This is a genomic window from Desulfocurvibacter africanus subsp. africanus DSM 2603 (genome assembly GCF_000422545.1).
Classification (GTDB): Bacteria; Desulfobacterota; Desulfovibrionia; order Desulfovibrionales; family Desulfovibrionaceae; genus Desulfocurvibacter; species Desulfocurvibacter africanus.
Map to the genome: position 1 here is coordinate 269449 of NZ_KE383873.1, position 25761 is coordinate 295209.

General features: G+C 59.3%; 20 protein-coding genes. 9 read left to right on the top strand and 11 right to left on the bottom strand.

The genetic code is table 11. From position 1 onward, the window contains the following. Window positions 1–480: 480 nt before the first annotated feature. The 5 genes from H585_RS0118960 to H585_RS0118985 form a co-directional block, all read right to left on the bottom strand. A complete protein-coding gene (locus H585_RS0118960; RefSeq protein ID WP_027368987.1) occupies window positions 481–2193 on the bottom strand; it encodes a uracil-xanthine permease family protein in 1713 nt (570 codons plus the stop codon). Between the two features lie 521 nt (window positions 2194–2714). Beyond that, window positions 2715–4256 (bottom strand): arylsulfatase, encoded by a 1542-nt coding sequence (locus tag H585_RS0118965; RefSeq protein WP_027368988.1) that lies wholly within the window; start codon window positions 4254–4256, stop codon window positions 2715–2717. Then, entirely contained in the window at window positions 4193–5551 is a 1359-nt protein-coding gene (locus H585_RS0118970) for an anaerobic sulfatase maturase (RefSeq protein WP_027368989.1), read from the bottom strand. The genes H585_RS0118965 and H585_RS0118970 overlap by 64 nt, the downstream gene beginning before the upstream one ends. A gap of 631 nt (window positions 5552–6182) precedes the next feature. Continuing rightward, on the bottom strand, window positions 6183–6965 hold the full coding sequence (locus H585_RS0118980) for a porin family protein (protein ID WP_027368991.1): 783 nt from the start codon (window positions 6963–6965) through the stop codon (window positions 6183–6185). 70 nt (window positions 6966–7035) lie between these two features. After that, window positions 7036–7839 (bottom strand): hypothetical protein, encoded by an 804-nt coding sequence (locus tag H585_RS0118985; protein ID WP_027368992.1) that lies wholly within the window; start codon window positions 7837–7839, stop codon window positions 7036–7038. 559 nt (window positions 7840–8398) lie between these two features. Here H585_RS0118985 and H585_RS21820 point away from each other — a divergent pair. After that, window positions 8399–9904: a phospholipase D family protein gene (locus H585_RS21820; protein WP_051183219.1), complete on the top strand. Its 1506-nt coding sequence runs from the start codon at window positions 8399–8401 to the stop codon at window positions 9902–9904. Here the strand turns inward: H585_RS21820 and H585_RS24000 are convergent. Together H585_RS24000 and H585_RS0118995 are read right to left on the bottom strand one after the other, a co-directional pair. Next, a complete protein-coding gene (locus H585_RS24000) occupies window positions 9828–10103 on the bottom strand; it encodes an SEC-C metal-binding domain-containing protein (protein ID WP_081678715.1) in 276 nt (91 codons plus the stop codon). The genes H585_RS21820 and H585_RS24000 overlap by 77 nt on opposite strands. Further along, window positions 10103–12469: an arylsulfatase gene (locus H585_RS0118995; RefSeq protein WP_027368993.1), complete on the bottom strand. Its 2367-nt coding sequence runs from the start codon at window positions 12467–12469 to the stop codon at window positions 10103–10105. The genes H585_RS24000 and H585_RS0118995 overlap by 1 nt, the downstream gene beginning before the upstream one ends. A gap of 330 nt (window positions 12470–12799) precedes the next feature. On the opposite strand from H585_RS0118995, the gene H585_RS21825 reads away from it, so the two are divergent. The 8 genes from H585_RS21825 to H585_RS22785 all read left to right on the top strand — a co-directional run bounded on the left by H585_RS21825 (window position 12800) and on the right by H585_RS22785 (window position 20592). After that, window positions 12800–14395, top strand: a complete 1596-nt coding sequence (locus tag H585_RS21825; RefSeq protein WP_051183220.1) for a sigma-54 interaction domain-containing protein — start codon at window positions 12800–12802, stop codon at window positions 14393–14395. A gap of 212 nt (window positions 14396–14607) precedes the next feature. Further along, window positions 14608–14940, top strand: coding sequence for a putative quinol monooxygenase (locus tag H585_RS0119005; RefSeq protein WP_027368994.1), 333 nt, complete (start codon window positions 14608–14610; stop codon window positions 14938–14940). A gap of 163 nt (window positions 14941–15103) precedes the next feature. Then, window positions 15104–16351, top strand: a complete 1248-nt coding sequence (locus H585_RS22290) for a hypothetical protein (protein WP_138708217.1) — start codon at window positions 15104–15106, stop codon at window positions 16349–16351. Between the two features lie 142 nt (window positions 16352–16493). Beyond that, window positions 16494–17816, top strand: a complete 1323-nt coding sequence (locus H585_RS21835) for a mechanosensitive ion channel family protein (protein ID WP_138708218.1) — start codon at window positions 16494–16496, stop codon at window positions 17814–17816. A 44-nt stretch (window positions 17817–17860) separates the two neighbouring features. Further along, window positions 17861–18724, top strand: coding sequence for a bile acid:sodium symporter family protein (locus H585_RS0119025; protein WP_027368995.1), 864 nt, complete (start codon window positions 17861–17863; stop codon window positions 18722–18724). A 278-nt stretch (window positions 18725–19002) separates the two neighbouring features. Next, window positions 19003–19278, top strand: coding sequence for a BrnT family toxin (locus H585_RS0119030; protein ID WP_027368996.1), 276 nt, complete (start codon window positions 19003–19005; stop codon window positions 19276–19278). Then, window positions 19253–19504 carry a type II toxin-antitoxin system BrnA family antitoxin gene (gene brnA / locus H585_RS0119035; protein ID WP_027368997.1) on the top strand — a complete coding sequence of 84 codons (252 nt, stop codon included), beginning with the start codon at window positions 19253–19255 and terminating at the stop codon, window positions 19502–19504. The genes H585_RS0119030 and brnA overlap by 26 nt, the downstream gene beginning before the upstream one ends. 422 nt (window positions 19505–19926) lie before the next feature. Next, window positions 19927–20592 carry an HNH endonuclease gene (locus tag H585_RS22785; protein ID WP_211221636.1) on the top strand — a complete coding sequence of 222 codons (666 nt, stop codon included), beginning with the start codon at window positions 19927–19929 and terminating at the stop codon, window positions 20590–20592. A 184-nt stretch (window positions 20593–20776) separates the two neighbouring features. Here H585_RS22785 and H585_RS0119040 read toward each other — a convergent pair whose 3' ends face one another. The 4 genes from H585_RS0119040 to H585_RS0119050 all read right to left on the bottom strand — a co-directional run bounded on the left by H585_RS0119040 (window position 20777) and on the right by H585_RS0119050 (window position 25722). Beyond that, on the bottom strand, window positions 20777–21751 hold the full coding sequence (locus H585_RS0119040) for a hypothetical protein (RefSeq protein ID WP_027368998.1): 975 nt from the start codon (window positions 21749–21751) through the stop codon (window positions 20777–20779). Beyond that, complete coding sequence (locus H585_RS22790) at window positions 21697–23094, bottom strand: KAP family P-loop NTPase fold protein (protein WP_138708219.1); 1398 nt, start codon at window positions 23092–23094, stop codon at window positions 21697–21699. Before H585_RS22790 ends, H585_RS0119040 begins: the two co-directional genes overlap by 55 nt. 733 nt (window positions 23095–23827) lie before the next feature. Beyond that, window positions 23828–24625: a 2-amino-3,7-dideoxy-D-threo-hept-6-ulosonate synthase gene (locus H585_RS0119045; protein WP_027368999.1), complete on the bottom strand. Its 798-nt coding sequence runs from the start codon at window positions 24623–24625 to the stop codon at window positions 23828–23830. A 242-nt stretch (window positions 24626–24867) separates the two neighbouring features. Next, on the bottom strand, window positions 24868–25722 hold the full coding sequence (locus H585_RS0119050; RefSeq protein WP_027369000.1) for a glycine betaine ABC transporter substrate-binding protein: 855 nt from the start codon (window positions 25720–25722) through the stop codon (window positions 24868–24870). Window positions 25723–25761 lie beyond the last annotated feature (39 nt).

Genomic DNA, 25761 nt, shown 5'->3' on the forward strand with positions numbered 1-25761 from the left:
GATTTATCTGGATTCAAGGGCGATTGGTTGCGCAAGCTTCGCACTCATACTCCCGGGTAGCTTACGACAATAGCGTCACACCTTCTTATGGTGAATTGTTTTTATCGCCATTCTGATTGCTTACAGAAATTTCGCCCCGCCTGCCCCTTCTTGCAATTGGGCCATGCAGGAGGGCCTGAGGGCCTTGTGGGCTGCCTGAGTCCCGGCTGGGCCAAGCGGTTATTCAGGAAGTCAGGTCATGCGGGAAGAGTGTACCTGACATCAGCCCTTGGTGCGGGATGTACGTTCTGACTGGAGTTGCCGGTCAGCCCGCCTGCATAAAGCCGGATATCCTGGAGCAGAGTGCTTTTAAGACGCCTGCTCCGGCCTGGGCGCAAGTGAATTGCGCCTGCGCCTACACGGCGGCAAGCCAGGCCGAGGCACGGCTTGCAGAGCATTTTCAAAAGCAAAATGGACTAAAGTCCAATGTGCAAAGCCGGCTTAAATAACAAAGGATATGAATGAATAGCCTGATATTTCGAGATGTTTTACGTCACGCGCAAACTTTGAAAACAGGATCATGCCCAACTGCTTCAGTTCCTCGGGTTTAGCGCTGAAGAAGCTGTCCGGAACGGCAAAGTTGTTTATGTCATCCATCTTATGGCCACAGACAACCTCGGTGAAATACCTGTCTTCTACTTTGGATATCCGGAAAGTCAGGTACCGTTCCTGATCGTCAGGATCTCCTTCCAGCATATGGCAAAAGACTTCCTCACAGCAGAGCATCAGCGTGTCGAGTTCTGTTTCTGACAAGAGGAGTTTCTTTTTCCCATGCAACAGCATCTCTTGCAGCTTGGGCAACTCCGACACATCAGGCTTGAATGTCCCCTGCACGGAACGTTTTGGCATCAGGTAGGCGATTATGCTCAACATGAATGCGGTAAAGCCGCCAAGCGCAACGCTGTTGCCCATAATCGGCGCCAAGGCTTCAGGCATGATGTTGCCAAAATAAGATCCGCTTTCTGCAACAATCCCCACCGACAGAGACAAGCCGAGAATAAGGCCATGCTGGTTGCTCAGCTTGTTTATGGTCAACAGCCCGATACCGGCATGAAAAAGCAAGGCTGCAATAACTATCAGCAGGCCGCCCAGGACTGCACCGGGCATATCGAGCATGAAACCCCCAACCTTGGGCATGAATGCAAGCACCAGCAAGACAGCACCACCACAGGCACCAATACGGCGTGAGGCCACACCGGTGATTTCTATGAGTGGAAGGTTGTCGCAGTAGATGGAAGGAACTGCCGTACCCAGCAGCCCGCTGGCAACCTTGCTGAGCCCGTCACAGTACAGCCCGCCCTGAACCGCATCATACGAGACACGCCGGAAATCCCTTTTGGATATTTGCTGTACGAGCATTATGTTGCCGGTGTTCTCAATCATACTGGCCAGCATGGCCATGCTGAAGGCAAATAAAAGGGGCAAATGGGCAGTGGTGATGTTTGTTTCTATTCCCGGCCAGGCCAGCGGAGGAAGTCCGAACCAGGCTGCGGAGAGGGTGTGTTCAAAGTGCAGAAGGCCAGCCAAGGCAGCGGCAACATATCCGCATGCGATAGAAATGAAAGGGCTCCAAAGCTTAAGAGCCGTGTTGCCAAACAGCATGCACAGCGTGAGGACAACAGCCGTCACGCACCCGACCCACAGTTTGGAAAAGGACATGTCCGGCGTCATGACTTGCGTGCCCGTCCAGATCTCCAAACCTATGGGAACAAGGGACACGGCAACCAGCAGAATGACCACGCCGCCCACTGCCGGAGTAATGATGTGCCGGAAAAAGCGGATAAAGTATGTGTAGAGAAAAATGATCGGCACTGTGAGCAAGGACATGGTGGCCAGGGTTGCAAAACCGCCCATGCGCACAGCATCTATCGAACAAACCAGAAAGGCGCTGTACGAGCCGACAAAAAGGATAAAGCCCGCCCCAATGCCGAATCGCCTCCGGCTCTGCAAAAAGGTGAACACGGCAGCAACGAGAATGGTGCCAAATGTGATGAATTGAAGCGTGTCCGCAGGAACATTCAGCGTCTTGCCGAGTACATTCGGAATAAAGATAATCCCGTCGAAAATCACGAGTACGTGTGTTATTGCGAGCGCAATGCATGTACCCAGCGAAGGCGCTTCATTAACATCGTGACCGATTCTGCTGCGTTGCATGGAAGCGCCCGTTTGTATCAATAGCTTGTATTCATGAAAAAAGCAGAACCTTCCGAGACGCGTCTGAGGGCTCACCCGCGGAATTCCCGGAAGGAGCAGAAATTTAAAGCATTCTGCTTTTGAAAATACACTGCAAGCCCCGCGTAGGCGTAGGCGCAATTCACTTGCGCCGTCAACGCCGAAGCGTGCGTTTTTAAAAGCAATCTGCTCTTAGAGCATTTTGCTTTCGAAAATGCTCTGCAAGCCATGCGTCGGCATGGCTTGCCGCCGAGTAGGCGCAGGCGCAATTCACTTGCGCCGCGGGCGCCGGAGCAGGCGTCTTAAAAGCAATCTGCTCTATTTTGACTGGCCCTGGCGAGTAAGGGCAGGGGAGGGCAGGGCCTTCCCTGTTTTCGTATCAACATGGGTCCACCCGAAATCCGGTCCACCCGTGAGGCTGGACCGGATTTCGGAGGACCCCTTGCAGCGGCGCTTCGCCTGGACGGGAGCGGCGGCGCTCCCGTCCAGGCCCTGACTGCAACTCAATACTTGGACACGATGGAATCGTTCACCCTCTCCAGCACCTGGTCGATGGTGAACGAGGCCGGCTTCATGCGCGGGGGGAACTCCTTGAAGGTCTCAAGGAACCGCGTGACGATGGCCTGCCCCGCATAGGATATGTAGGCGTGGTCGATGACCCAGTCCCAGTAGGTGTTCGAGGTCACGTCCGCGCGCTCGAAGGGATCTGTGCGCAGGTTGAATATCTTGGGGAAGCGCAGGAATACGAAGGGCTCGGCCCAGATCTGGACGGTTCCCCGGATCCGCTGCTCGGCGAAGACGGTCTTCCAGTTGTCGTAGCGCAGGGCCACGAGGTCGCCGTCATCCGAGAAGTAGATGAAGCCGGGCCGCGGCGCCTTCTCCGCCTCACCCGTGAGGTAGGGCAGGAAGTTGTAGCCGTCGATGTGCAGCTTGAAGTGCTTGTCGCCGGCCGCGTGCCCCGCCTTGAGCTTGTCCACGATGCCGGGCTCGCCCGCCGCGGCAAGGAAGGTGGGCAGCCAATCCTGATGGGCCATGATCTGGTTGGAGACCACGCCCGCGGGGATGCGGCCCGGCCAGCGCACCACGGCGGGCACGCGGAAGGCGCCCTCCCAGTTGGAGTTCTTCTCGTTGCGGAACGGGGTCATGGCCCCGTCTGGCCACGTGTTCATGTGCGGCCCGTTGTCCGTGCTATAGAAGACCAGGGTATCCTCGGCGATGCCCAGCTCGTCGAGGTAGTCGAGCATTTTGCCCACGTGCTTGTCGTGCTCGACCATGGCGTCGTGGTACTCCGACTGCCAGCGGCCGGCCTGGCCGCGGATTTCCTCGGGCGGGTGCACCCGGAAGTGCATCCAGGTCGTATTGAGCCAGACGAAGAAGGGCTTGTCTTCGCCGTGGGCCCGCTTGATGAAGTCCTGCGCCGCGGCCAAGAACTCCGTGTCGCAGGTCTCCATGCGTTTCCTGGTCAGCGGGCCGGTGTCCTCGATCTTCTGCTTGCCCACCTTGCCCCAGCGCTCGTGCTCGGTGGGGTCGTCCTCATTGGTTGCCCAGGAGTGGATGACCCCCCGTGGCTTGAACTGCTTGTGGAATCCTGGGAATTCCGACTCCGGCGGGTAATCGATGTGCTCCGGCTCCTCCTCGGCATTGAGGTGGTAAAGGTTGCCGAAGAACTCGTCGAAGCCGTGCAGCGTGGGCAGGTACTTGTTCCTGTCGCCGAAGTGGTTCTTGCCGAACTGGCCCGTGGCGTAGCCCAGGGGCTTGAGCAGCTCGGCGATGGTGGCGTCCTCGGCCATGAGGCCGATGTCCGCGCCGGGCATGCCGACCTTGGTCAGACCGGTACGGTAGGGGCTCTGCCCGGTGATGAAGGCGGCCCGGCCCGCCGTGCAGCTCTGCTGGCCGTAGTAGTCGGTGAAGCGCATGCCCTCTTTGGCGATGCGGTCGATGTTGGGCGTCCGGTAGCCCATGAGGCCGTCCGAATAGCAGCTCAGGTTCGTGATGCCGATGTCGTCACCCCAGATGACGAGGATGTTCGGCTTGTCCTTGGCCATACATGGTCCTCCTTTCCAAGGCAGCAGGCCTTGTATTTACGGCCGCTCCCGCAGGGGCAGGGAGCGTTACGCCCGGTTTTTTCGCCTTGCGCCGCGGCCTCTTCCGCGGCCAGGATGGTCATGACGCCCCCTGCGTCGCGCCCTTGGCGCAGGAGTCCGGCCATGATGCGCATGGGCCGGTCCACGTGGCGAAAGAAGGCCTGCAGGCCGGGGCAGAGATAGTTGAGCCCCGGCTCGCCGTCCGGGGTCCGGGCGATACGGTTCTTGGGGCACTCGCCGTGGCAGGTGAAGAGCCAGGCGCACTCCCGGCAAAAACGGGGCAGGTTGGATGCCTTGCGCCTGCCGAAGGCGCGCTGCCGCTCCGAGCCTACCAGCTCGGCCAGCGGAGTCTCGAGGATGTTGCCCAGGAGGTGCTCCGGCTCCACAAAGTGGTCGCAGGAGTAGAGGTCGCCGGTGTGCTCCAGGGCCACGCCCTGGCCGCACTCGGGCTGGAGCACGCAGAGGGTCGACCGGCCCCGGAGCCAGGCGGCCAGCGCGCCGTCGAAGAACTGGACGAACATCCGGCCCACGTCGCGGCGCACCCACTCGTCGAAGATGGCGCTCAGGAATCGGCCATACTGCTTCGGCCTCACCGAGCGCGCCGTGACGCGGGCGTCCTGCCTGGGCTCGGCGTCGTCCTGGATCTCCACGATGGGGATGAACTGGAGATAGGGCGTCTTCAGCTCGTCGCGGAGGAAGCGGTAGACTTCAAGCGGTTGGCGGCTGTTGACCGCATTCACCGTGCACAGGATGTTGAATTCGACCCCGTGCTTCTGCATGAGCCGCACAGCCCGCACCACGCGGTCGAAGACCGAGCGCCCCTGCCTGTCGTGGCGGAAGGCGTCGTGCATGGGCCTGGGGCCGTCCAGGCTCAGGCCCACGAGGAAGCGGTGCTCGGCCAGGAACTGGCACCAGTGCTCGTCGAGCAGCACCCCGTTGGTCTGGAGCGTGTTCTCGACCACGCAACCCGGCGGCGCGCTCTCCCGCTCCACGGCCACGGCGCGCTCGAAGAAGTCGAGGCCCATGAGCGTGGGCTCACCGCCCTGCCAGGCGATTGTGACATGGGGCACCTTGTGCGCGGCGATGGTCTGCCGGATGTAGCTCTCCATGACCTCGTCGGACATGCGGAAGGTGCCGCCCGGGTAGAGCCGGCTCTTATCGAGAAAAAAGCAGTAGTCGCAGCGCAGGTTGCAGCGCGCGCCCGTGGGCTTGGCCATGACGTGGAAGGCGGGCGGAGGCATGATCGTTCCCTGCATCGCATTCGGCTCCTTGTCAGCGCCACGGGTTCACCGGTTGGCCTGCCTGGAAGCCCATGAGCAGAATCTTTGCCAACGGAACTCCCAGCCGACAGGCCCTGGGTTAAGCTGGAATTCCTTGAAATTTTGGATCGGATGTCCGGGCCGCCCGCTCATGGGGCGGTGCGTAGTGACGAGGGGAAGTCAGAATGACGAAGCGGCCGCAGCTTTCGCGGGCCGGCTACTCGGTTGGGTCCGGCGTGGTGACTCTGGTGCCCTCCGGGTGCAGGTCGAGGGTGAGCCCTTCCGGCCGAGCATGAAAGCCGCAATGAAATCCTTGATGTTCCTGGTGTTCAGCGGCACGCCCTGGCCGCATCGACCAGGCCGCGAGTGCGTTCGCCTGGACCTCCAGCCCTTGCTGTGGCGGAAATCCTCGAGCGCTTGCGGGTCCATGCAGGCAAGCAGGAGCGAAAGGAGATCGGGAGCGCCGCCAGCAGTCGACGCTCTCGCCATCCACGGCGAACGCCCCTTCCCCGGTCCGGACGCCGACGTCCAGGCCGCCTGAGGAGGCTTTTGCATATCGATATCCAGCCAATCCCGGTTGGCCGGTCTGCCCTTCAGGGGGGTGCTCGCCGGTGCCTCCCTTGCCCCCTCAGAAGGTAAAGGCCACGCCCGCGATGGGCCCGCGCATGGTCAAGTCGGTATCGAAATCGTCCTCCCGGTTCACGCTGAGAGTCCTGTACCCGGCCAATACCGTGGCCCAGTCGGCCAGCCGGTAGCCCAGGAGCCCCATGGCGCTCCAGGAGAAATGCGAGGCTTCGCCGATGCCGAAGCCGCCGATGTCCCCGCGCAGGTGCACGAGGAAGCGCTTCGGGAGGTCCACCTGGAGCCGCGCCCCGACCATGGGGTCGACCCAGCTCGCATCCTGGCTGAACTCCGCCTGCATTGCGCCACCGGGAACAGCGATCTCGACATCGAGATCACTGTCCACGTCCCAGTAGCGGCCGCCGAGATAGGCATCGGCAACGATCCATTGCTCACTGCCTGCTCCGCCGATCTCCTGCTTGAAGAAGTTGTACAACCCGCCGAACTCGACGATCCACTGGGTCAAATCGAGCTCGGCATTTATGGCCGCGCCGCTCTTGGTCGCCTCGCGATCCAGGGAGAAATCGAGGTAGTTCAAGTCCGCGAAGACTCCCCATCTGCCCCGCTGCGCCTCGAGGTAGCCCAGGAAGCCGAAGTCGAGGGAGTCGAAGAGATCGGAGAAGCTCGTATCCACATCCACGGCCCGACCCTTCACCGTGACATCGCCATTGATGCCGGCGAACCAGGCATAGGGTGCGACGGTGAAGGTCCACTCCGCGTCATCCGCCGCCAGTGTCGCCTGGGGAAAAGCCAGGGCCATGAGCAGTCCTAACGCAATGATGATGCGCATCGCTCTTCTCCTCGGTTGAAGGTGCTCCCGCGCCGGCTTCGCCGGGGGTCGGGCCGTGGCGGCAATCCCATCACGGCAGCAAGATGGAGAGCTGCGCCCGCAAGCCCCAGCCTTCGGGGCCGAACTCGGGCGATTCGAGCCAGTAGCGGCCTCCTATCCCGACCTGGAACGGCACGCCGCCCAGCTTCACGAGCTGGCTGACCCGGAAGTTGAGGGGCACGAGCCACTGCTCGGACTCCCAATCGTAGGTGGCGTCGGTCGAAAGCGTGAAGGAGGTCAGGGTCGGGGCGACGTAGGTCACCTGCGGCTGCAGAACTGTGAGATTGACCTCCCGCTCGCCGGGACCCGCGAATGACCAGAACTGGTCGGCCAGCATGCCGTAGAGCCATGGCCCGACGTATCTGAACGCCCCTGCGCTCGGTCCGACAGCCCACTTGTCCAGCCCCAGGGTGTCCTCGGTGGCCGTGGGTAAAAGCCAGACCGGACCCACGCCCCAGACCCAGCCCCCGGGCGTAAGCCGTGCCGGGGACAGGTACTGGGCGGTCCTCATGTCGCTCAAGCCGGTATCGTCCATGCCTTTTAGCGGCAGGTCGTTCTGCCAGACAAAGGGCAGAATGGTCCTGGTTTTCAGAAACCAGTCTTCGCTGAGCCTGAACGAAAGCCGCGGTATGAAGGTCAGGGTCCCCACCGAGCCTTCCTCTTCAGGACCGAAGTTCCAGTTCTGGTCGACCAGGAAGGTCAGGACATCGACCTCGGCGATGGGGTTGATCAGGTCCTCCGCTGTCTTCACGTCCTCGGGGTCCTGGCACCAGGCAAGCGGGCTGACCGCCAGCGCGAGAAGCATGGCCAGCAGGATACTCGATGGAAAACGCATCGCCCCCCCGATGCCGCCGATGCGGGTTCTTCACCCTGACGGCAGCCTTGGTAATTACACCAGCCAGAACTCTCATATTTTCGTTATTCCGAAAATTATTCAGCGTAGATAGAAAAGATAAACCAGCAGCGAGTTCTTCATCTCAAGACCCGGAAACGAGGTTCCGGAGACGCTGTGCAGGGTCACTCCCGAGAATCTTCCCGGAGCATCAGCTCTGAGGAGGTTCACGCCAAACCAAATCCGCCGAAACTCCGTTTCGTCATTCTGACCTCCTTTCGTCACGCACCGTGAGGCGTGGCCCGCAGGCAGGAAAGAAATCGAACAGTTCCAGCCTGTTCAGAGCCCAATACCGCACGGCGGCGTTGGCAGAGATTCTGCTCAGAGGCTTCCGGAAGCCCCTCCTGCCGACTGACCGGAGGCTGCCAAGGAGCAAAATGTGACGAGCCAAATGGGTACGCTTAATAACGGATGCATACGGTGAGGGGATTGCTAACCTGCCGATCAGAATCCGCGCCGGTCTGCATGACGTGATCCTCAGGCGGTCGTGAACAGAGGAATTATGAAGAGTTCTCTCTCCACAGTGTCGAAGGGCGCTCGCACAAGGTTCCAGAGAAATTTTTCCGAGGCCTGCTCCTCGCCGGAAACAACCTTTGCCGGGCGCTTTTTTAAGGATCAGATCCGGAGCAACGGAGGGAACTCCGGGTTCATCCTTCTGGATGAACCCGGGTCCGCGTTCAACATGCGCAACGGTCTCGCCGGACTCGCCGAACGAACGCTCGACTTGCAGTATTTCATCTGGGAGGGCGATACCACAGGGCGACTCCTGGCGGATGCGGTGATTAAGGCCGCGCAGAGGGGGGTTCGGGTCCGGGTGCTCCTGGATGATTTGCACATCAAGGGCCGGGATCGGGTCATCGCCCTTCTGGACCATCATCCCTGCATTGAGATCCGTCTGTTCAATCCCTTCTCCAGCAGGGTCCTCCAGTACATCGACTTTCTCTTCGATTTCAAAAGGCTCAATCGCAGGATGCACAACAAGGTCTTCATCATGGACAACGCGATCGCCGTCTTGGGAGGGCGGAACATAGGGAACGAATACTTTGGGCTTGGAACTGATCTGAACTTCAGGGACTTGGACCTGCTCAGCATCGGACCGATTGTTCAGGACATCTCGCAGGGCTTCGACACCTTCTGGAACAGTTCCTCGGCTGTCCCTGTCCGGGCGGTGGTCAGGCATTTTCCGGTACAGGAAGAACTCGAACGCTTCCTTGCGGAACGGCAGCGAAGCAAGGACCTGGACGATTTTCCCTATGCACTGGACTACTCCCCACAAGAGTATCAGGCCGCACTGGAGCGGTCCCGAGAACGCTTCATCTGGGCCGAGGCCGAATCCTTTGTTGATGACCCTGACAAGGAAAACCTCCCGCACACCGGAGTGCTCTCTCATCTTAGGCGGCACGGGGAGCGAATCGAGCAGGAGATCCTTCTGGAAGTAGCGTACTTCGTCCCGGGCAAAGCGGGAATTGCCTATTTGAACGAACTGACCGCCAAAGGCGTGCGGGTTCGAATCCTGACCAATTCCCTGGCCACGAACGACGTGGTGGCGGCGCATAGCGGGTATGCGAAATACAGGAGAGAGTTGATCGAATCCGGAGTCCAGCTTCGCGAACTCCCCCCCGACCCGCTAACGCTCAAGAAGAACTGGGCCGTTTCGTCCCGGCAGGTTCCCATTTCCTTGCACACGAAGGCCATGGTCTTTGACCGCACGTCCGTGTTCATCGGTTCCATGAACCTGGACCCGAGATCCGTCGTGCAAAACACGGAAACCGGCCTGCTTGTGTTCAGCCCTGAGCTCGCCCGGCAGGTGGCCGCATTCATGGATGAAGCAGCCTTGCCCGGGAACAGCTACCTCCTTGCATTCGCTGCGCCCGCAAGAGGGAAGATCGTCTGGCAGGCAATGGAGGAGGGGACCCCTGCAAAGCAGTACCTCAAGGACCCGGAAACGAGGTTCCGGAGACGCTGCGCAGCGACACTCCTGAGAATCCTCCCTGAGGAACAGCTCTGAGCAGAACTGCGCCAAGCCTGAACCGCAGATACTCCGCTTCGTCATTCTGAGTTCCTGTCGTCGAAACCTGCCGGCAAATCCCTTGAGCTGCGGCGCTGCTGTCCAGGCAGCAGGCCTTGTATTTACGGCCGCTCCCGCAGGGGCAGGGATTGTTGCGTATGGTTTGTAGGCGGCTCCTTCCCACCATCACTGCCGCCATCACTGCTGCGTCATGAGCCGCTTGAGCTCGGCTTGGTCGTCCCTGGTCAAATCCCCCGAAACGTCGACGACCACCTGGTCGATTCTTCCGGAGAAGGGGAAGGGCGCCTCATAATCCTCTGGGATGACCGAGTCGTAGGCCGCGTACCCGCAGCTCGCGCCGAGCACGCCGAACATGCTCGGCGTGGACAGGGGCATCTCGAGATTACCCACGATGGTGCCGTTCATGTAGAGCTGGGCTCGGCCCGGCGAGCCCTTTCCGGACCGCAAGTCCGGCTTGCCCGTGGGCTCGAACTCATAGCGCAGCCTGAGCTTGCCCGTGGGCAGCGGCTCCACGGAGCTGACCTTGAACAGCTCCAGCCCGACGTAGTTGTGCACGTAGTGCAGGCGGCCGTCCTTGACGTAGAGAGCGTAGCCGGCGTTTCGGCTGCCCTGAGTCATGAGGACGCCCTCGGCCCCGCCTTCGGGGATCTCCACCTCTGCCGTAATGCTGTGCGGGCGGTTATAGAGTCGCGGGGCCGCCGCAAAGGACACGGGCGCACCGCCGGGATAGTAGACGTAGCGCTCGCGCGGCCTGGACACGGTGGGCCGGGCCACGTTCATGCGCTGCATGTCGGCCGAGGCCAGGGGGAGCACCCCGTACCTGCCCGCCTCGGTGTACCAGCGCTGCACCATTTCATGGAGCTTGTCCGGGTGCTCGGCGGCGACGTTCCGGCGTTCCGAGGGGTCCTCGGCCACGTGGTAGAGTTCCCAGCCGTGGGCGTCGAGATCGTCAAGGATCTCCGCGCTGAGCGGCATGCCGAAGAAGCGCCCCTGCTCGGCGGCCTCGGCGAAGCTCGGGCCAGGGAAGGGGCAGACCGCCCGCCAGCCGTCATGGTAAATGGCGCGGTGGCCGAACATCTCGAAGTACTGGGTGTGGTGCCGGGTAGGGGCCTTCGCGTCGTCGAAGGTATGGGCGAAGCTCACTCCCTGGATTGGCGACTGGGGCACTCCGCGGATGGTGGCCGGCGCATCGAGGGAGAGGGCCGCGAGCACAGTGGGCACGATGTCCGTCACGTGGGCGTACTGGTGGCGCACCTCGCCGCGAGCCCGGATGCGCTTGGGCCAGCAGACGATGCACGGGTCGCTTGTGCCGCCGCGGTAGGTCTCCCGTTTCCAGCGCCGGAAGGGGGTGTCGCCCGCCCAGGTCCAGCCCCAGGAGTAGTGCGGGAACGTGTTCGGACCGCCCCAGTCGTCGAAGTGCTTGAGGTTGTCTTTGAGCGTCTCCTCCACCGAGTTGAAGAAGAGCGCCTCATTGAAGGTGCCGTGCACGCCGCCCTCGGCGCTGGCCCCGTTGTCCGAGATGACGATGACCAGCGTGTTGTCGAGTTCCCCGAGCGTCTCCACGAAGTCCATAACCCGGCCGAAATGATGGTCCGTCTGCTCCATGAAGGCCGCGTAGACCTCCATCTGGCGGGCATACATGCGCCTAGCCTCTTCCGGGAGCGAGTCCCAGGCCGGCACGTCGGGGTCGTGGTCCGAGAGCTCGGCCCCTGTGGGCAAGAGGCCCAGCGCCTTCTGGCGCTCGAACACGGCCTTGCGGTACTCGTCCCAGCCCATGTCGAAACGGCCCTTGTACTTGTCGATCCACTGCTTCTCCACGTGATGCGGGGCATGGCCCGCGCCGGTCGCGTAGTAGAGGAAGAATGGCTTGTCCGGCGCGTTGACCTTCGCGTCCTTGATGAATTCTATCGCCCGGTCGGCAAGGTCGATGTTGAGGTGATAGCCCTCCTCCGGCTTGGCCGGGGGCGTGACCGGGTGATTGTCATGGGTCAGGTCCGGGTGCCACTGGTCGGTGTCCCCGCCAAGGAAGCCGTAGTAGCGCTCGAAGCCGCGGCCCAGAGGCCAGCGGTGGAAGGGGCCGGCCGTGGTGGTCTCCTCCGGCGGAGTGAGGTGCCACTTGCCCGCGGCAAAAGTGTTGTAGCCGTGCTCCAGGAGCATTTCGGAGAGGAAACCATGTTCGAATCCCATGTAGCCGTTGTGGGCCGGGTAGCCGAGGGAGAGCTCGGTTATGGCCGAGAGGCCCAGGGTGTGGTGGTTGCGGCCGGTGAGCAGACAACCCCTGGTGGGGGAGCACAGGGCCGTGGTCTGGAAATTCGCGTAGCGCAGCCCCTGTCCCGCAAGCCGGTCCAGGGTCGGGGTCTCGCAGAACCCGCCATAAGCCGACATCTGGCCGAAGCCTACGTCATCCCAGACGAAGAAGATGATATTCGGCGACTGTTCCCGCGCCCGCGTGGGCTGCGGCCAGGCAGGCTCGGACTCGTCCAGCGTGCGCCCGATGCGGCCCGGGAAGTGACTGCCCGGCTCATACTCTTTGAGTTTCGTCATGGAGCCCTCCTGCTGAGCTTGGTGGTGAACCCCCTGTGTTCCCGTGATGTCTTTCCCGAATGCGCCTGAGCAGGAAGCCTGCCATCTGGAAGCAGCCGCCCTCACGGAAGAAAAGTTAAATGGCTCACGTACCTTACAGGTTGGCGATTCAGTTTCTCGATTCCTCCACGGGTGCCGGTGGTGGGGAAATGAAGTCAGAATGACGAAGTGGTGAACGGTCTGGCCAGGGAGCAGATAATAACGTCACCGATATGGAATTGCGCTTCGGGCTGCAGTAGCATCCTTCGGGGTGCATCAGGAGGGTGAGACGGCTTCCGCTATGGAGGCGGCATGAAACCTGTGCGTCCCCCGGGAAATGACCCGGCCGTGTGCCGGCGAGGTCCGAACGAGTGGCGAGGCGTCGAGCATCTGCTCACCGATCTGGCGACCAGGCTGCTGCGCGCGCCGCCGGCCGGCATTGAGCGGACTGCGGCCTGGGCCTGCCGAACCCTGCTCGAGTTCTTCGAGCTCGACCGGTTCGGGTTGCTGGTGCTGCAGCGCAATCGCGGCAGCGTGCAGATCGTCCTTTCCTGCCAGGCAGAGGGCGTCCCGCCCATTCCCCAGCATGTCGATATCGCGGTCCGCTATCCCTGGCTGACCCGCGGCATCCTCTCCGGCAAGGCCCTGGGGCTGAATGCGAGAGACCTTCCCCTTGAGGCGGCCATGGACAGGCGCTCCTGCGAGGAGCTCGGTATCCTGAGCCTGTTCGTCATTCCCCTGCTCACGGGCCAGGACGAGGAGTACATCCTGGCCGGCAACTCGGTGCGCCACGAGCGGGACTGGCCACGGGAGCTCCTCTCGAGGCTCCAGCTTGCCGGTGAAATGATCGTCAGCGCTCTGCGCCGCAAACGGCTGGAGGAGGATTTCACGCGACGCGCCAAGGAGTTCCCGCAGCTCAGGAGATCCGTCGCGCAGGAGGGCTCCGCGTCCAGGCAGGGGCTTCTTCACCGGCATGCTCATGTCGAAATCGTGGGCCAGAGCCAGGCCATTCGGCGCGTCCTGGAGCAGGTGGAGCAGGTTGCCGCCACGGACGCCACGGTGCTCATCCTGGGCGAGACCGGCACGGGCAAGGAGCTTGTGGCCAAGGCCATCCACCGCCTGAGCCAGAGAAGCGGAAGGCCGCTCGTCACGGTCAACTGCGCGTCGCTGCCCCCGGCGCTTATCGAAAGCGAACTCTTCGGGCGCGAGAAGGGCGCCTACACGGGTGCGCTCACGCGCATGGTCGGCCGTTTCGAGTTGGCCAACGGCGGGACCCTGTTCCTCGACGAGATCGGGGAGTTGCCGCGCGAACTCCAGTCCAAGCTGCTCAGGGTGCTCGAAACCGGGCTCTTCGAGCGGCTCGGCTCCTCCGCGACCCAGCGCACGGACGTGCGCATTCTGGCCGCCACGAACCTGGATCTCGCCCTGGCCGTGACGAAAGGGGCGTTTCGCAGCGACCTCTTCTACCGCCTGAGCGTTTTCCCCATCCACCTTCCCCCGCTCAGGGAGCGTCCCGAGGACATTCCTCTGCTGGTCTGGCATTTCGTGAAGGGCTTCGAATCGAGCATGGGCAAGCGTATCACGGACATAACGGACGAATCATTGAAGCGTCTCGCGGGATATCCTTGGCCTGGCAACGTGCGCGAGCTGCGCAATATCATTGAGCGAGCCATGATCACCACCCGCGGGGCGCTCCTGTGCATCGCGCCTGCCGGACCGGCCAGCCAGGCGCCATCCGCTTCCTGGCGCCTGGACGACCTGGAGCGGGAGACCCTGCTCCGCGCGCTCGAGGGCACGGGCTGGCGCATCGCCGGCTCAGGCGGCGCCGCCGCGGCGCTCGGCATGAAGCGCACGACTCTGCATTCCAAGATGAAGCGTTTCGGCATCATGAGGCCCTCCAACCGCTGAAGGCGAGAGCTCGCCAAGCGGCCCGTTCGTCATTCTGACGAGCCGTTTCGGCACTTTTACCCCTGGCTGCCGGCTCGGCGAGCCACATAAGCGAACCTCGACAGAGACTTGCGAATGCCATCCTGCCTGGCGGGAGTTGGCAGCATTCCTGCTCTTTGACGAGCGTCTGGGCAGCGGCCACGCCTGCGCTCCCAGACGACAGGAGAGACGGTATGGCCATTGTCCGGGCATCCCTGCGCATGGAGCTCTCGCCGCACCAGCTGGCAGAGGTCCTGGATGTCCTGAGCCCCCTTGTCTCGCGGACCCTGGCCGCTCCGGGATGCCTCGAATGCCGCCTGTCCAGGGATCTCACGGATGGCAGCGTCCTCTTCGAGGAATGGTGGGCCAGGGAGGAGGATTTCCACGAGCGTGTCCTGTCGGGGGATTTCCGGACGGTTCTCCTGACCATGGACATGGCTGCCAAGGAGCCGGAATTCAGGTTCTGCCTCATAGCGGAGATCAAGGGCCTGAAGGATCTCGCCCGGCTGCTCGGGCAGGAGGAGTGATGCCGCATCCCCGCGAGCTTCCGCCGGGAAGGGGACGGCGCTGGGCAAGCTGCAAACCTTGGAGGCGCCACATGAGGATAATCGTGGCCATCGCCTCCGCCATGTCCCGATTCCTGCTCCATGCGGGGCTTCGAGCCCCCTGCGCCCGGGACCGCATGGGGACGTGAACGCGCCCGAAGCCGGCGGGTTCATCGCCAGGCAGCGGGCCATGAGGCCCTCGCAAGAGGAATGGAGGCCCATGGACGACCCCAGGGATATGCGCCTTTCCCTTTTCAAGGGAGGACCTCTCTACAAGGCCTTGCTGCGGGCTAGGCTCATGGACCTGGAACATGCCGATGTCTGGCGGGCGGCGGTGCTTGCCATTGCCGTAACCTGGGTCCCCTTGGCCCTGCTTTCCCTGGTCCAGGGGCTGCTCGCAGGTGACGCCGTACAGGTTCCCTTCCTGCTCGCCATCAAGGCCCATGTCCGCTTTCTCATTGCGTTGCCGCTGCTCATCCTTGCCGAACCCATTGTCGATGAGCGCTGGTCCTTGGCCTCCAACCACTTCGTGCGCTCCAACATGGTCTCGGAGGACGAGATTCCCCGCTTCAGGGACATCGTGGCAAGGGCCCGGCGCATGCGGGACTCCAGATTGGCGGAGCTGCTGCTTTTCCTTACGTCCCTCGCCGGAATCATGGTCGGGCCCGCGCTCGACCTGCCCGCCTCCATTACGAGCTGGCAATACGGGACGGTCGGCGGGCTGACCGCGGCCGGCTGGTGGAACGTTCTGGTCGGCCTGACGCTGTTCCACTTCCTGCTCCTGCGCTGGCTCTGGCGCCTGCTCGTCTGGACGCTCTTCCTGTGGCGGGTTTCCCGGCTCAGGCTGCACCTTTATCCTGTGCATGCGGACTATGCCGGCGGCATCGGCTTCCTCGGGATGGAGCAGTCCTCCCTGAAGATCCTCGTCTTTGCCCAGTCCTGTGTACTGTCGGCCAGCTTCGCCCAGCGCATGATTTATTATGAGGGCGTTCAGCATGCCGCGCTGTTTGCCGTGGCCGTGCTCTACATCGTCCTGTGTCTGTTTGTCGTGTTCGGCCCCCTGCTCACGTTCAGCCGGGCGCTTTTCGCAGTCAAATACGACCAGGTGCATGCCTACAGCCTCATGGTTTCGGAATACAGCCGGCACTTCGCCGGAAAGTGGATAGACGGGCAGGCTTACGAAAAGGCGGCGATCCTGGGCACCGGGGACATCCAGACCCTCGCGGCGCTGGACACGACCCTGGAGATCATACGCAAGATGCACCCGTTTCCCTTCACGCTGCGGCAGGTGCTCGGTCTCGTGATTGTCGCGCTCGGGCCCATGCTTCCCCTGGTGCTCATCGAGATTCCCATCGAGGAGCTCCTCGGGATGCTGTTCAAGGCTTTGTTCTAGAGCAGATTGCATTTGAAATGGGGGGTCCAGGGGAATCATTTCCCTGGTGGGAGGGTCTGGGAGGGCAAAGCCCTGCCCAGTTTCTGCCAGCTCTTGTGCAAAACGCTCTAAAAAGCAGTCTGTTCCAGGAGGGACTCATGGGGTGAGGCGCTGGAGATTGGCGGTGCTGCTCGCAGCGGCCTTCATCACGGCGATGCCCGCATCCGTCATCACGGCTCAGGATGTGCCGCCAGTGCTCGGCGAGCTGGATGATGGCGGGGAGCAGCCAGCCGCGATCCCCCTGCAGGCCGTGCCGGACGAGCTGCTGGAATCTCGGCTCAACGCCGTGTTTGCGAACATTCCGGACTACCGGGACATCCGGGCCGAGGCGCGGGGGGGTGTCGTCAGGCTCACCGGCCGGACCGACAACCTCGCCGGCGCCAAGGAGGCGGAGCGGCTGGCCTCGCGCCTCGAGGGCGTGGCGTTCGTGGTGGACGAGATGCATATCGAGCCCCAGGTGGACATACGTTTCGAGCCCATGCTGCGCAAGCTTGAGAGCGCGATCGAGGGGCTGTTGCGCCTGCTCCCCGTGCTCGCCCTCGCCCTGGCCGTCGTCGGCGCCTTCTGGCTCCTGGGCAGGGCCATCGCCCGCTGGGACTGGCTCTTCTCGCGCTTAAGCGGCAAGCGGCTGCGGCAGTACTTCCTGCGCGCGTTCGTGTCGCGCCTCATGCTCCTCGTGGGCATCGTCCTGGGCCTCTACGTCCTGGACCTGGCCGCCCTCGTGGGCGCCATCATCGGCGCGGCCGGACTCATCGGCCTGGCGCTCGGCTTCGCCTTTCGCGACATCGCCGAAAACTATCTCGCCGGGTTCCTGCTCTCCTCGCGCAGCCTCTTCTCCGTGGGTGACCGCGTGGACATCTGCGCGCACGAGGGCAAGCTGGTGCGCATGGGCATGCGCGAGCTCATCCTCATGACCTACGAGGGCAACCACGTGCGCATCCCCAATGCCGAGGTCTTCAGGAGCGTGACCGTCAACTACTCAAGGAACCCGCAACGGGAGTGCAACTTCAGCGTGGGCGTCGATACCGGGGAAGACCTCGACCACGTCCGGGCGGTGGGCTGCGGCGCGCTGGCCGGCATGACCGGAGTCCTGCACGACCCCGAGCCCTTCATGCGCGTCGAGGAATTCGGGGAGTATGCCATGCTCGTGCGCTTCCACGTCTGGGTGGACCAGCGCACCTACAGTTTCCGCAAGGTGCGCAGCGAGGCCAAGCGCATCCTCAAGCTGGCCCTGGACGAGGCGGGCATCAGGATGCCTTCTCCCCAGCAGGAGATCACGCTTCGGCGCGCAGGGGAAAGGGCCCGGGACGCCGGGGCGGGGCAGAAGGCGCGGAATCCCGTTGCCGAGGCCGCCCGGCAGGTGGACGTGAGCCCCGAGGAGCACATCAGGCGCCAGATCGACGAGGAGATCACGAGATCGCTCTGAGCCACCTGGCGATACCGCCGCGCAGCGGCGCAAGGAGTCGCACCATGTTCCTGCTGGACACGTTCCAGAAAGTGCTGTTCCTGCTCTTCCTCGCACTCTCCATGCTGAGCATCGGCCTGGTGACCGGCATGCGGGACCTGAGGGCCGTTTTCGCAGCCAGGGGACTCCTGGCCCGCGCGCTGCTCGTCAACTTCATCGTGGTTCCGGCAGTGGGGACCGCCATTGTCCTGCTGCTCCCGCTCGATCCGCCCGCGGCAGCCGCCCTGCTCATCCTGGCCTGCACTCCGGGAGGGCCCAGCGCGCTCCAGTTCACAAAGCAGGCCGAGGGCACAACCGCACTGGCCGGGGTGCTCACGTTCCTGCTCACGCTCCTGGCGGTGTTCGTCTCCGACTGGCTGTTGCGGCTCGTGCTGGCCGCAGGCATCCAGCCCGTGGTTCCCCGCTGGGAGGCCATGATCTACCTGAAAGCCTACTTTCTCCTGCCGCTCGTGGCGGGCATGCTCCTCTTCGCCTGGCAGCCCGGCCTCGCGGCGAGGCTGGCCAGGCCCATGGCCCTGGCAGGAGCCGTGTCCTTCATTGCCTTCATGGTGTATACCGGGGGCGCACGCCGGGAGGCGATGGCGGACATCGAAGGCATGGCCCTCGGGGCCATGCTGGTCTTCTTCCTTCTGTCCCTGGTCGCAGGCTGGGTTCTGGGCGGCCCCGCGCGCGATTCCAGGCAGGTCATGGCCACGGCCACGAGCATGCGCAACGTCGCGCTGTGCCTGGCCATGGCCAACGCCAGCCCGCAGGGCCATGCCGTGCTCGTGCCGCTCGTGGCCTTCAGCCTGCTCATGGTGCCCCCGAACATGCTCTTCACCGTGTACGGCGCGCTGCAAGCCAGAAGGGAGAACCACAAGCCGGCCTGAGCAGCGCCCGGCGATCCGGCTGCGAGCCTCGTCCGGACCGGGCGGACTCCTTCCCGCAGCGGCTTGCCCGGCCGTTTCGTCATTCTGACTCCACGCCGCCACCTCGCGTCTTCCAGGCGCCCGGAGCAGGGCCCTTCCCCGTCCGTGCAAACAGCCTTACTTGCCCCTGACTTGGCCACCTGCGCAAAGGCCTCCTCCACGCCCTAATGCGCAGGTCGATGTAATCAGCTATGGCAGGCTGCCTTGCGAAAATGGTATAAAAGATATACCTTGTGAGTATGAAATTCGAGTACGACCCAGCCAAAAGCGAAAGCAACAAGGCCAAGCACGGCATCGACTTCGAGGAAGCGCAGGAGCTGTGGCAGGACTTGGACTTGCTGGAAGCCCCGGTCCGGTGCGAAGGCGAGCCTCGCTGGCTGGTGGTGGGTCGTATCGGGACCGTCATGTGGACGGGCGTCATCACCTACCGGAGCGACGCCATCCGCATCATTTCCGTACGACGCGCCCGTAAAGAGGAGGTCGCGCACTATGAAAAGCAAAACCATCTCCACTGAGGAGTTCGATCGCCGCTTCGACGAAGGCGAGGACGTGTCCGCCTCTGTCGATTGGGATGCCGCCCGCCGCCCCAACCGCGAGGTGAAGCGCGTCAATGTGGACTTCCCCGTCTGGATGGTGCGTGCACTGGACAAGGAAGCCGACCGCTTGGGCGTGTCGCGCCAGGCGCTCATCAAGTTCGTGCTGGACAGCCACCTGCAGGGCGGTTCCCGCCGCTGCGAGTAAGGGCTTCAGGCATCGTCGTCTCCTCGCCGCATTCCGCGTTGTCTCCGGGAGCGGGCCAATACAAGACCCGCAAGGGGAATACGCCCGCCGCACCTTGGACGGTTACGAACTCCCTACCCACGGTAAAGCCGGAAGGACCAGAATTTCCAGGGGAGCGGTATAGCAGGTCAACTCGCCTTCGAACGCTTCTTCGACTTTCCGGCGCCTAGCGGGTTGGATCGCCTGGGGTAGTTGCCCAGGCCGACTTTGCCGTGGTGCGCAGCAAGGCCGAGATCCTGGGCTGCCTGGGGGATGAAAAAGCCTGCCGCGCATGCTCGATACCTAATGCGCAGTTAAGCCGTGGATTGAAAAGATTATAGGTTTTAGTTAAATTGTCTTCTATTACATTGGTGTTTCACTCACGATAGTCCACGGAGATGCTCATGGCCACTCTCGTAGAATCCCAGTTTAAGCAGGTTGCAGAGTCCTTCGGAGGTAAATCCTTTTCCACGTATGACTATATCTTAGCTTTTCAGGATGCATTTCCAGCTGTGTGGGTTGAGTTAGAAGAGGAATACGGGACTGGTGGTCAAGGCGCTGGCACACATTATAGCTCATTTAGTCGTGTGGCACATTATCTTAATGAGCTTACTAAGAAAGGGTATCTTGATAAGCTCGACTACCGACCCGCGCCTGATGGATGGGGTAACCCTATAATTCGCTATTGGTCCCTGAGCGCGCAGGCTCGTGAAGGCCAAGATTTTCCCGATGAGTTGCCTCAAAATATACTCATAACAGAAGGTGCGAAAAGACAAATACTGGTGAACACATACGAGCGCGACTCCACAGCTAGACAAAAGTGCATTGATAAATGGGGAGTAAAATGCTCTGCCTGCGGTTTAGACTTTGAAAAAAAGTATGGCGTGCGCGGCGCAGGATTCATTCATGTACATCACTTAAAACCCATTTCACAGATAGGGAAAGAGTATACACTAGATCCAGCCAATGACCTAAGGCCCTTATGCCCCAATTGTCATGCAATGATACATAGATCCAGCCCCATCATCTCCATTGATGAACTAAAAGAGGTTATTAAACCTGATTATTAAGCCAACCTATCTACTGAGCATTGTCGAGCGTTCAAAGCCATATCTAAGCTGTACTCAGTTATAACTCATTCTATTTGTAAACCTCCCTGGGAGAGAGGGTCGCCAACATTTCTTTAGTTAGATTGAGGATAATATGTTCCAAAGCTCAGGAGGTAGTAAGTCAAATCACTTCACGAATGATATGTTATTTATAAAGACCGTATTTAACTATCTTCTTGAAGAACCAATCCAGAGTGGCGTCGTTTTCAACATAGAACATAAATTCTTTCCAGCATGAACAAAAAAGATCGTTAATCCCAATAGGCAAAACATTACGGCCATGTTGTAAGTTAATGAATCGACCAATACCACCTTCAGCTTGTATAAATCTGCAAAGCGCGGCCGATACTTTGTCATAAGATTGCAACTGGCCATATATGTGAAGAACCCAAATGAAAGATTCTTCAGAATCGACCGCATCTGAAAATGTTTTATGAACTTTAATTATGCTATTAATTTTCTCGCACCAGTGATTCTTTAACAATATAATATCTCTGGTAGAAAGATTAAGGCTTTGATGGAAGATGTCTTGTGCCTCTGATTCTGCTTTGTACTCACCATCGCTGTAGAGTTGTGCTTTAGATAATAAGGTAATAAGCAGGCTCGTTGACACCGCAAGATAGCTGCAATCTCTGATTATACTTTCAATTAATATCGACTTGTCTTTCGGCTTAGCGTTATCAATAAGCTGCAGAATAAATCTAGAAAGGTCTTCATGCAAATGATGAACAAATAAAGGCTTAGCCCGTTTAGTTATCAATTTTGCCAAATCTAATGGATTTTTTGCCTCTACCCTTGTAAGAAAAGGAAAAAGGAAATCCAACCACGATATAAAGTTTTTGCTATCCACAGATCTCATAATCTCTTGCAAAATACGAATACGTTCATCCACTGATTGGAGAAATGTATATGCCATCTGCGAAGAAAACGTGTTTGAGCTTAAATCGGCATGAAAATACTTAGTAAAAGCTTGAAGAGAACTAATCCTATTCTCTACGTTATAATCATGACTTGCATGGCTGAACTCATTAATAGCACCAGGAAATAAAATCTGCAGCAAAGAGATCAGTTCACTCTCTTCAGCACGATCAAGCTTTTTAAATATGGCGATATAAGGCAATTAACTTGTTCATATCTTTTCTTTGATTCAAGACCAATGTTCATTGTATAGTTATCTACCTCTGTAAATTTTGTATCAAAGCAAAACAATTTAGGAGTGGATTTAATTATATTATATAGATCCGGAAATTCATTTTGAATAACTTGCATCAAAATTATATCCGCAATGTTGACCTCTCCTCTTAGTGGCATTCCAATAAATATAGATCTGTTTAACACTTTAGTAATCTTGCGTGGGGTAGATAGCATAGATGACGCTATGACAGTAGAGGATCCTATTAGTCTGGCTTCTGAATCATCCAGTTGAATTTCATATTCGTGAAGTAATTTATCTAAAGATTTTTTAAAGAATTGCTTTCTTTGTAGGTAAGTTGCTGCCGGTAAATGCAGTCGTAAATCAATTATCTTGTCTAGAAACTCATGAGGCTTTTTTATGCCCTCCCTCTTAAGCAGAATCCCGGTTTGTTTTGGATCATATGCTAGTAAATATGAGACCTGCGGGAAGTCACAGATTATTTTTACAAGTTGGAAAACCACTTTAACCTCGGATGAAAATAATCTTTCAATGTCGTCAATTGATATAACAATTGGTTGGTCTATTGATTTTAATAGGCAGCTCAACCTTTCCTTTTTTTGATAAATATCCGTATTGTCATTTAAAACGCTCTTACCTCTTAGTAAATCCCATCCTATCTTTAAAATGCCGTCAATGCTTCCGGCTTTCAATTTAAGAATGGCAGTAGAAAACTCTTGAAATGCATCTAGCACTTCACTTGAAATATTTGTATTCAATTTTTTGCGCTTAAGAGCTGCTTCAAATTCAGTTAAAAAGACTTCAAATACAGAATTTAACGAACTGGCCATCCACAAATTAATATTTATAAATATACATCTTGGGTACTGGCTTCTAATTAGTTGCTTCGTCATATTTATCAGTGACGTTTTCCCACTACCCCAGTCGTCTTCCAGGGCAATAACAAAGCTATTTGTGTCGCGTTTTGATACCAAATATTTGGATAGTGAATTTGCAAAGGAGTATCTCTCAAATTCGTCATCACTTAATTGTTCTACTGGTCTATCCATTAGGCAAAAGCTATTAGTATTATTTTGATTTTCTTTTGAGCGAATGCGGATAAGATTAATAGCAAGCTTTACAAAGTAATACAGCGCCAGCGCCGACAAGAGGATGCTGAACGCAATATAGAAGTGATATCTGTTGGCAACTAAGAATCCAACAAATCTACTAAAGTGTAAGTAGACAAAGAATATGCCCAAGGCTGTTAAGCATACAAAACCAAACTCTACTCGGCTTGGCAAACTTATCTTTAATAGTCTTGAATACATGTGAATCACCTAGTGTAGCTGCTTGTTCGCTTTTCCAAATTTAGATAGCTTAAAGTATGATTGAACTTCGTCCTGTGCGTGTTTATTTAATTGATGGTTGCATGCATGAAGCAAGAATCCTGAATAAATGCTACTTTTGGTATATACATGTCTGCTGCCTTTGTTCGTACTGAATAATCCTTTCGCCATCTAGTCAAGTAAATTCAGCAATAGTTTGGCTTTATCAGGGTAAATCTGTTCGTTTTCTCGACATTTCCCTCTCCACAAAACCGCCTGCCTTCTCCCGCGAGTATCTTGATAAATAACCCCCGGACCAGTGTTTCATCGAGATCGACAGAAAGGAGCTAGAACATGGGCCGGGCAATCGCATACCTGCGGGTGAGCACAGACGGGCGGGACCTCAGGAAGCCAAAATGGGTAGCAGTAACCTGGGACAGGACCGGCCCTAGGCGAGGACGGCTTAGCCGTTGCCGATAAGCTCTTGTTTAGAGATGTGCTCGGTAGGGTTTTGTACCAGTATGTATACCAAAGAGAGAAGGGTTAGAACCGTGATGGCTCTAACTCTTTCTTGATATTTGCAATTCCTGGTCGGGATGAGAGGATGTGAACCTCCGGCCCCTTGAACCCCATGCAAGTGCTCTGCGCGACTCCAGGGCCGCGCCCTGTTCGGACTAGCCCTGGCGAGTAAGGGCAGGGGAGGGCAGGACCCTTCCCCGTTCCTATGCAGACAGCCTTACCTCCCCACCACTGCAAAGGCCTCCTCCACGCCCTTGTTCTCGTGCACGATGGCGTTCAAGGCCCGCACGAGATTCACGGGATCCTCATGCTGGAACACGTTGCGGCCGATGGACAGGCCCGAGCCGCCGGCGTCGAGCGAATCGCGCACCATCTGCAGCAGGTCGCGGGTGCTGTCGAGCTTGGGGCCGCCGGCGATGAGCACCGGGATGCAGCAGCCCTCGATGGCCTGGGCGAAAGTCGCCTTGTCGCCGGTATAGGGCACCTTGACCACGTCCGCGCCCAGCTCCATGCCGATGCGCGCGCAGTGGGCCACCATCTCGGGATCGAATTCGCCCTGCACCTTGGGGCCGCGGGCGTACACCATGGCCAGCAGCGGCATGCCCCAGTTGGCGGCGCTGGAGGCCACCTTGCCGAAGTCGGCCAGCATGTGGCGTTCGGTTTCGTCGCCCAGGTTCACGTGGATGGACACGGCGTCCGCGCCCAGGCGGATGGCGTCCTCCACGGTGGTGGTCAGGACCTTGGCGTGCGGGAAGGGCGACAGGCAGGTGGAGGCCGACAGGTGCACGATGAGGCCGAAGTCGCGGCCCTGGGTGCGGTGGCCGCAGGCCACCAGCCCGCGATGGACCAGCCCGGCGTTGGCGCCGCCCTCCACGAGCCTTGTCACGGCGTCGCGGACGTGTACGAGTCCCTTGATGGGCCCGACGCTCACGCCGTGGTCCATTGGTACGATGATGGTGCGGTTGGTATTGCGATTGAAAATGCGTTCAAGCCGAATGGCTTTGCCGACGTGCATGGCGGTCCTCCTGCTGTGCCGCCCGCGCCGTTTGCGCCATCCGTGCAATTTGCGCTGGACGGATTGGACCGGACGCGACGATGCGGCGGTGGGTTGGCTTATGGGGTACGAGAAAAGGCCGTGTCGCCGGGAGGTTATAAACGAGCTGCGGGGCGCTGGCAATTTGGCCTGGCGCAGAGGACAAGAAAAGGCCCGGAACATGCTGATCCGGGCCTTTATTATCGAGTGTAGCGGGGCTGGACTTACTTGCCCAGCCACCCGTTCACGAGCTTCGGATTCTCGTTGATGAAGCGCACGGCATTCTTGTAGGGATCCGCGTCGGGCTCCTGGTTCCAGGCCATGACCATCTGCAGCTGGTCCGGGCTATCCCACTGGAAGCGGTCCATGAAGGCATACACCTTAGGCATGTCCTGCTTGAGGCCCTTGCGCACGATGGTGTCGATGTGCTCCTCGCCGCCCAGGATGCCCTTGGGATCGTCCAGGTACTTCAGCTCCCAGCGGCCGAACATCCAATGTGGCGACCAGGCCGTAACCACCACCCACTGCTTGTGCTTGATGGCGTCGGCCAGGGCGGCGGTCATGGTCGCGCCGCTGCCTTCCATGAGTTCAAACTTGTTAAGCTTATACTCTTCCATGGCCTTTTCCGAGAGCTGCATGAGGCCGGCGCCGGGATCGATGCCGTACACGCGGCCGTCGAACTTGTCGGCGTGCTTGTTCAGGTCGGCAATGGAATCGATGTCCACATACTTGGGCACGGCCCAACCGAGCTTGGCTCCGCCCACGATGGGGCCGAGATTCTCGAACTTGCCCTTGAGCCTGTCGGCGTAATTCTTGTGCGTCTCGGGCAGCCAAGCCGTGACCATGCCGTCCACATCGCCGGTTGCAACGGCTTGCCACATGGCTGCGGCGGCCACGGGCAGGATCTCGACATCATAGCCGAGCTTTTCCTGCAGCACGGCGCGGGCCACGTTGGTGCTGGCCACGGCGCAGTCCCATTCGACATAGGCCAGGGTGACCTTCTTGGCGGCGAAAGCCGAAGGCGCGGAGATCAAAAGCACGGCCATGGCCGTGAGGAATACCTTCAGGGTGAAGCGCATGGAGCCTCCTATTGTAGTTGGTGTGATAACTGGATGGCG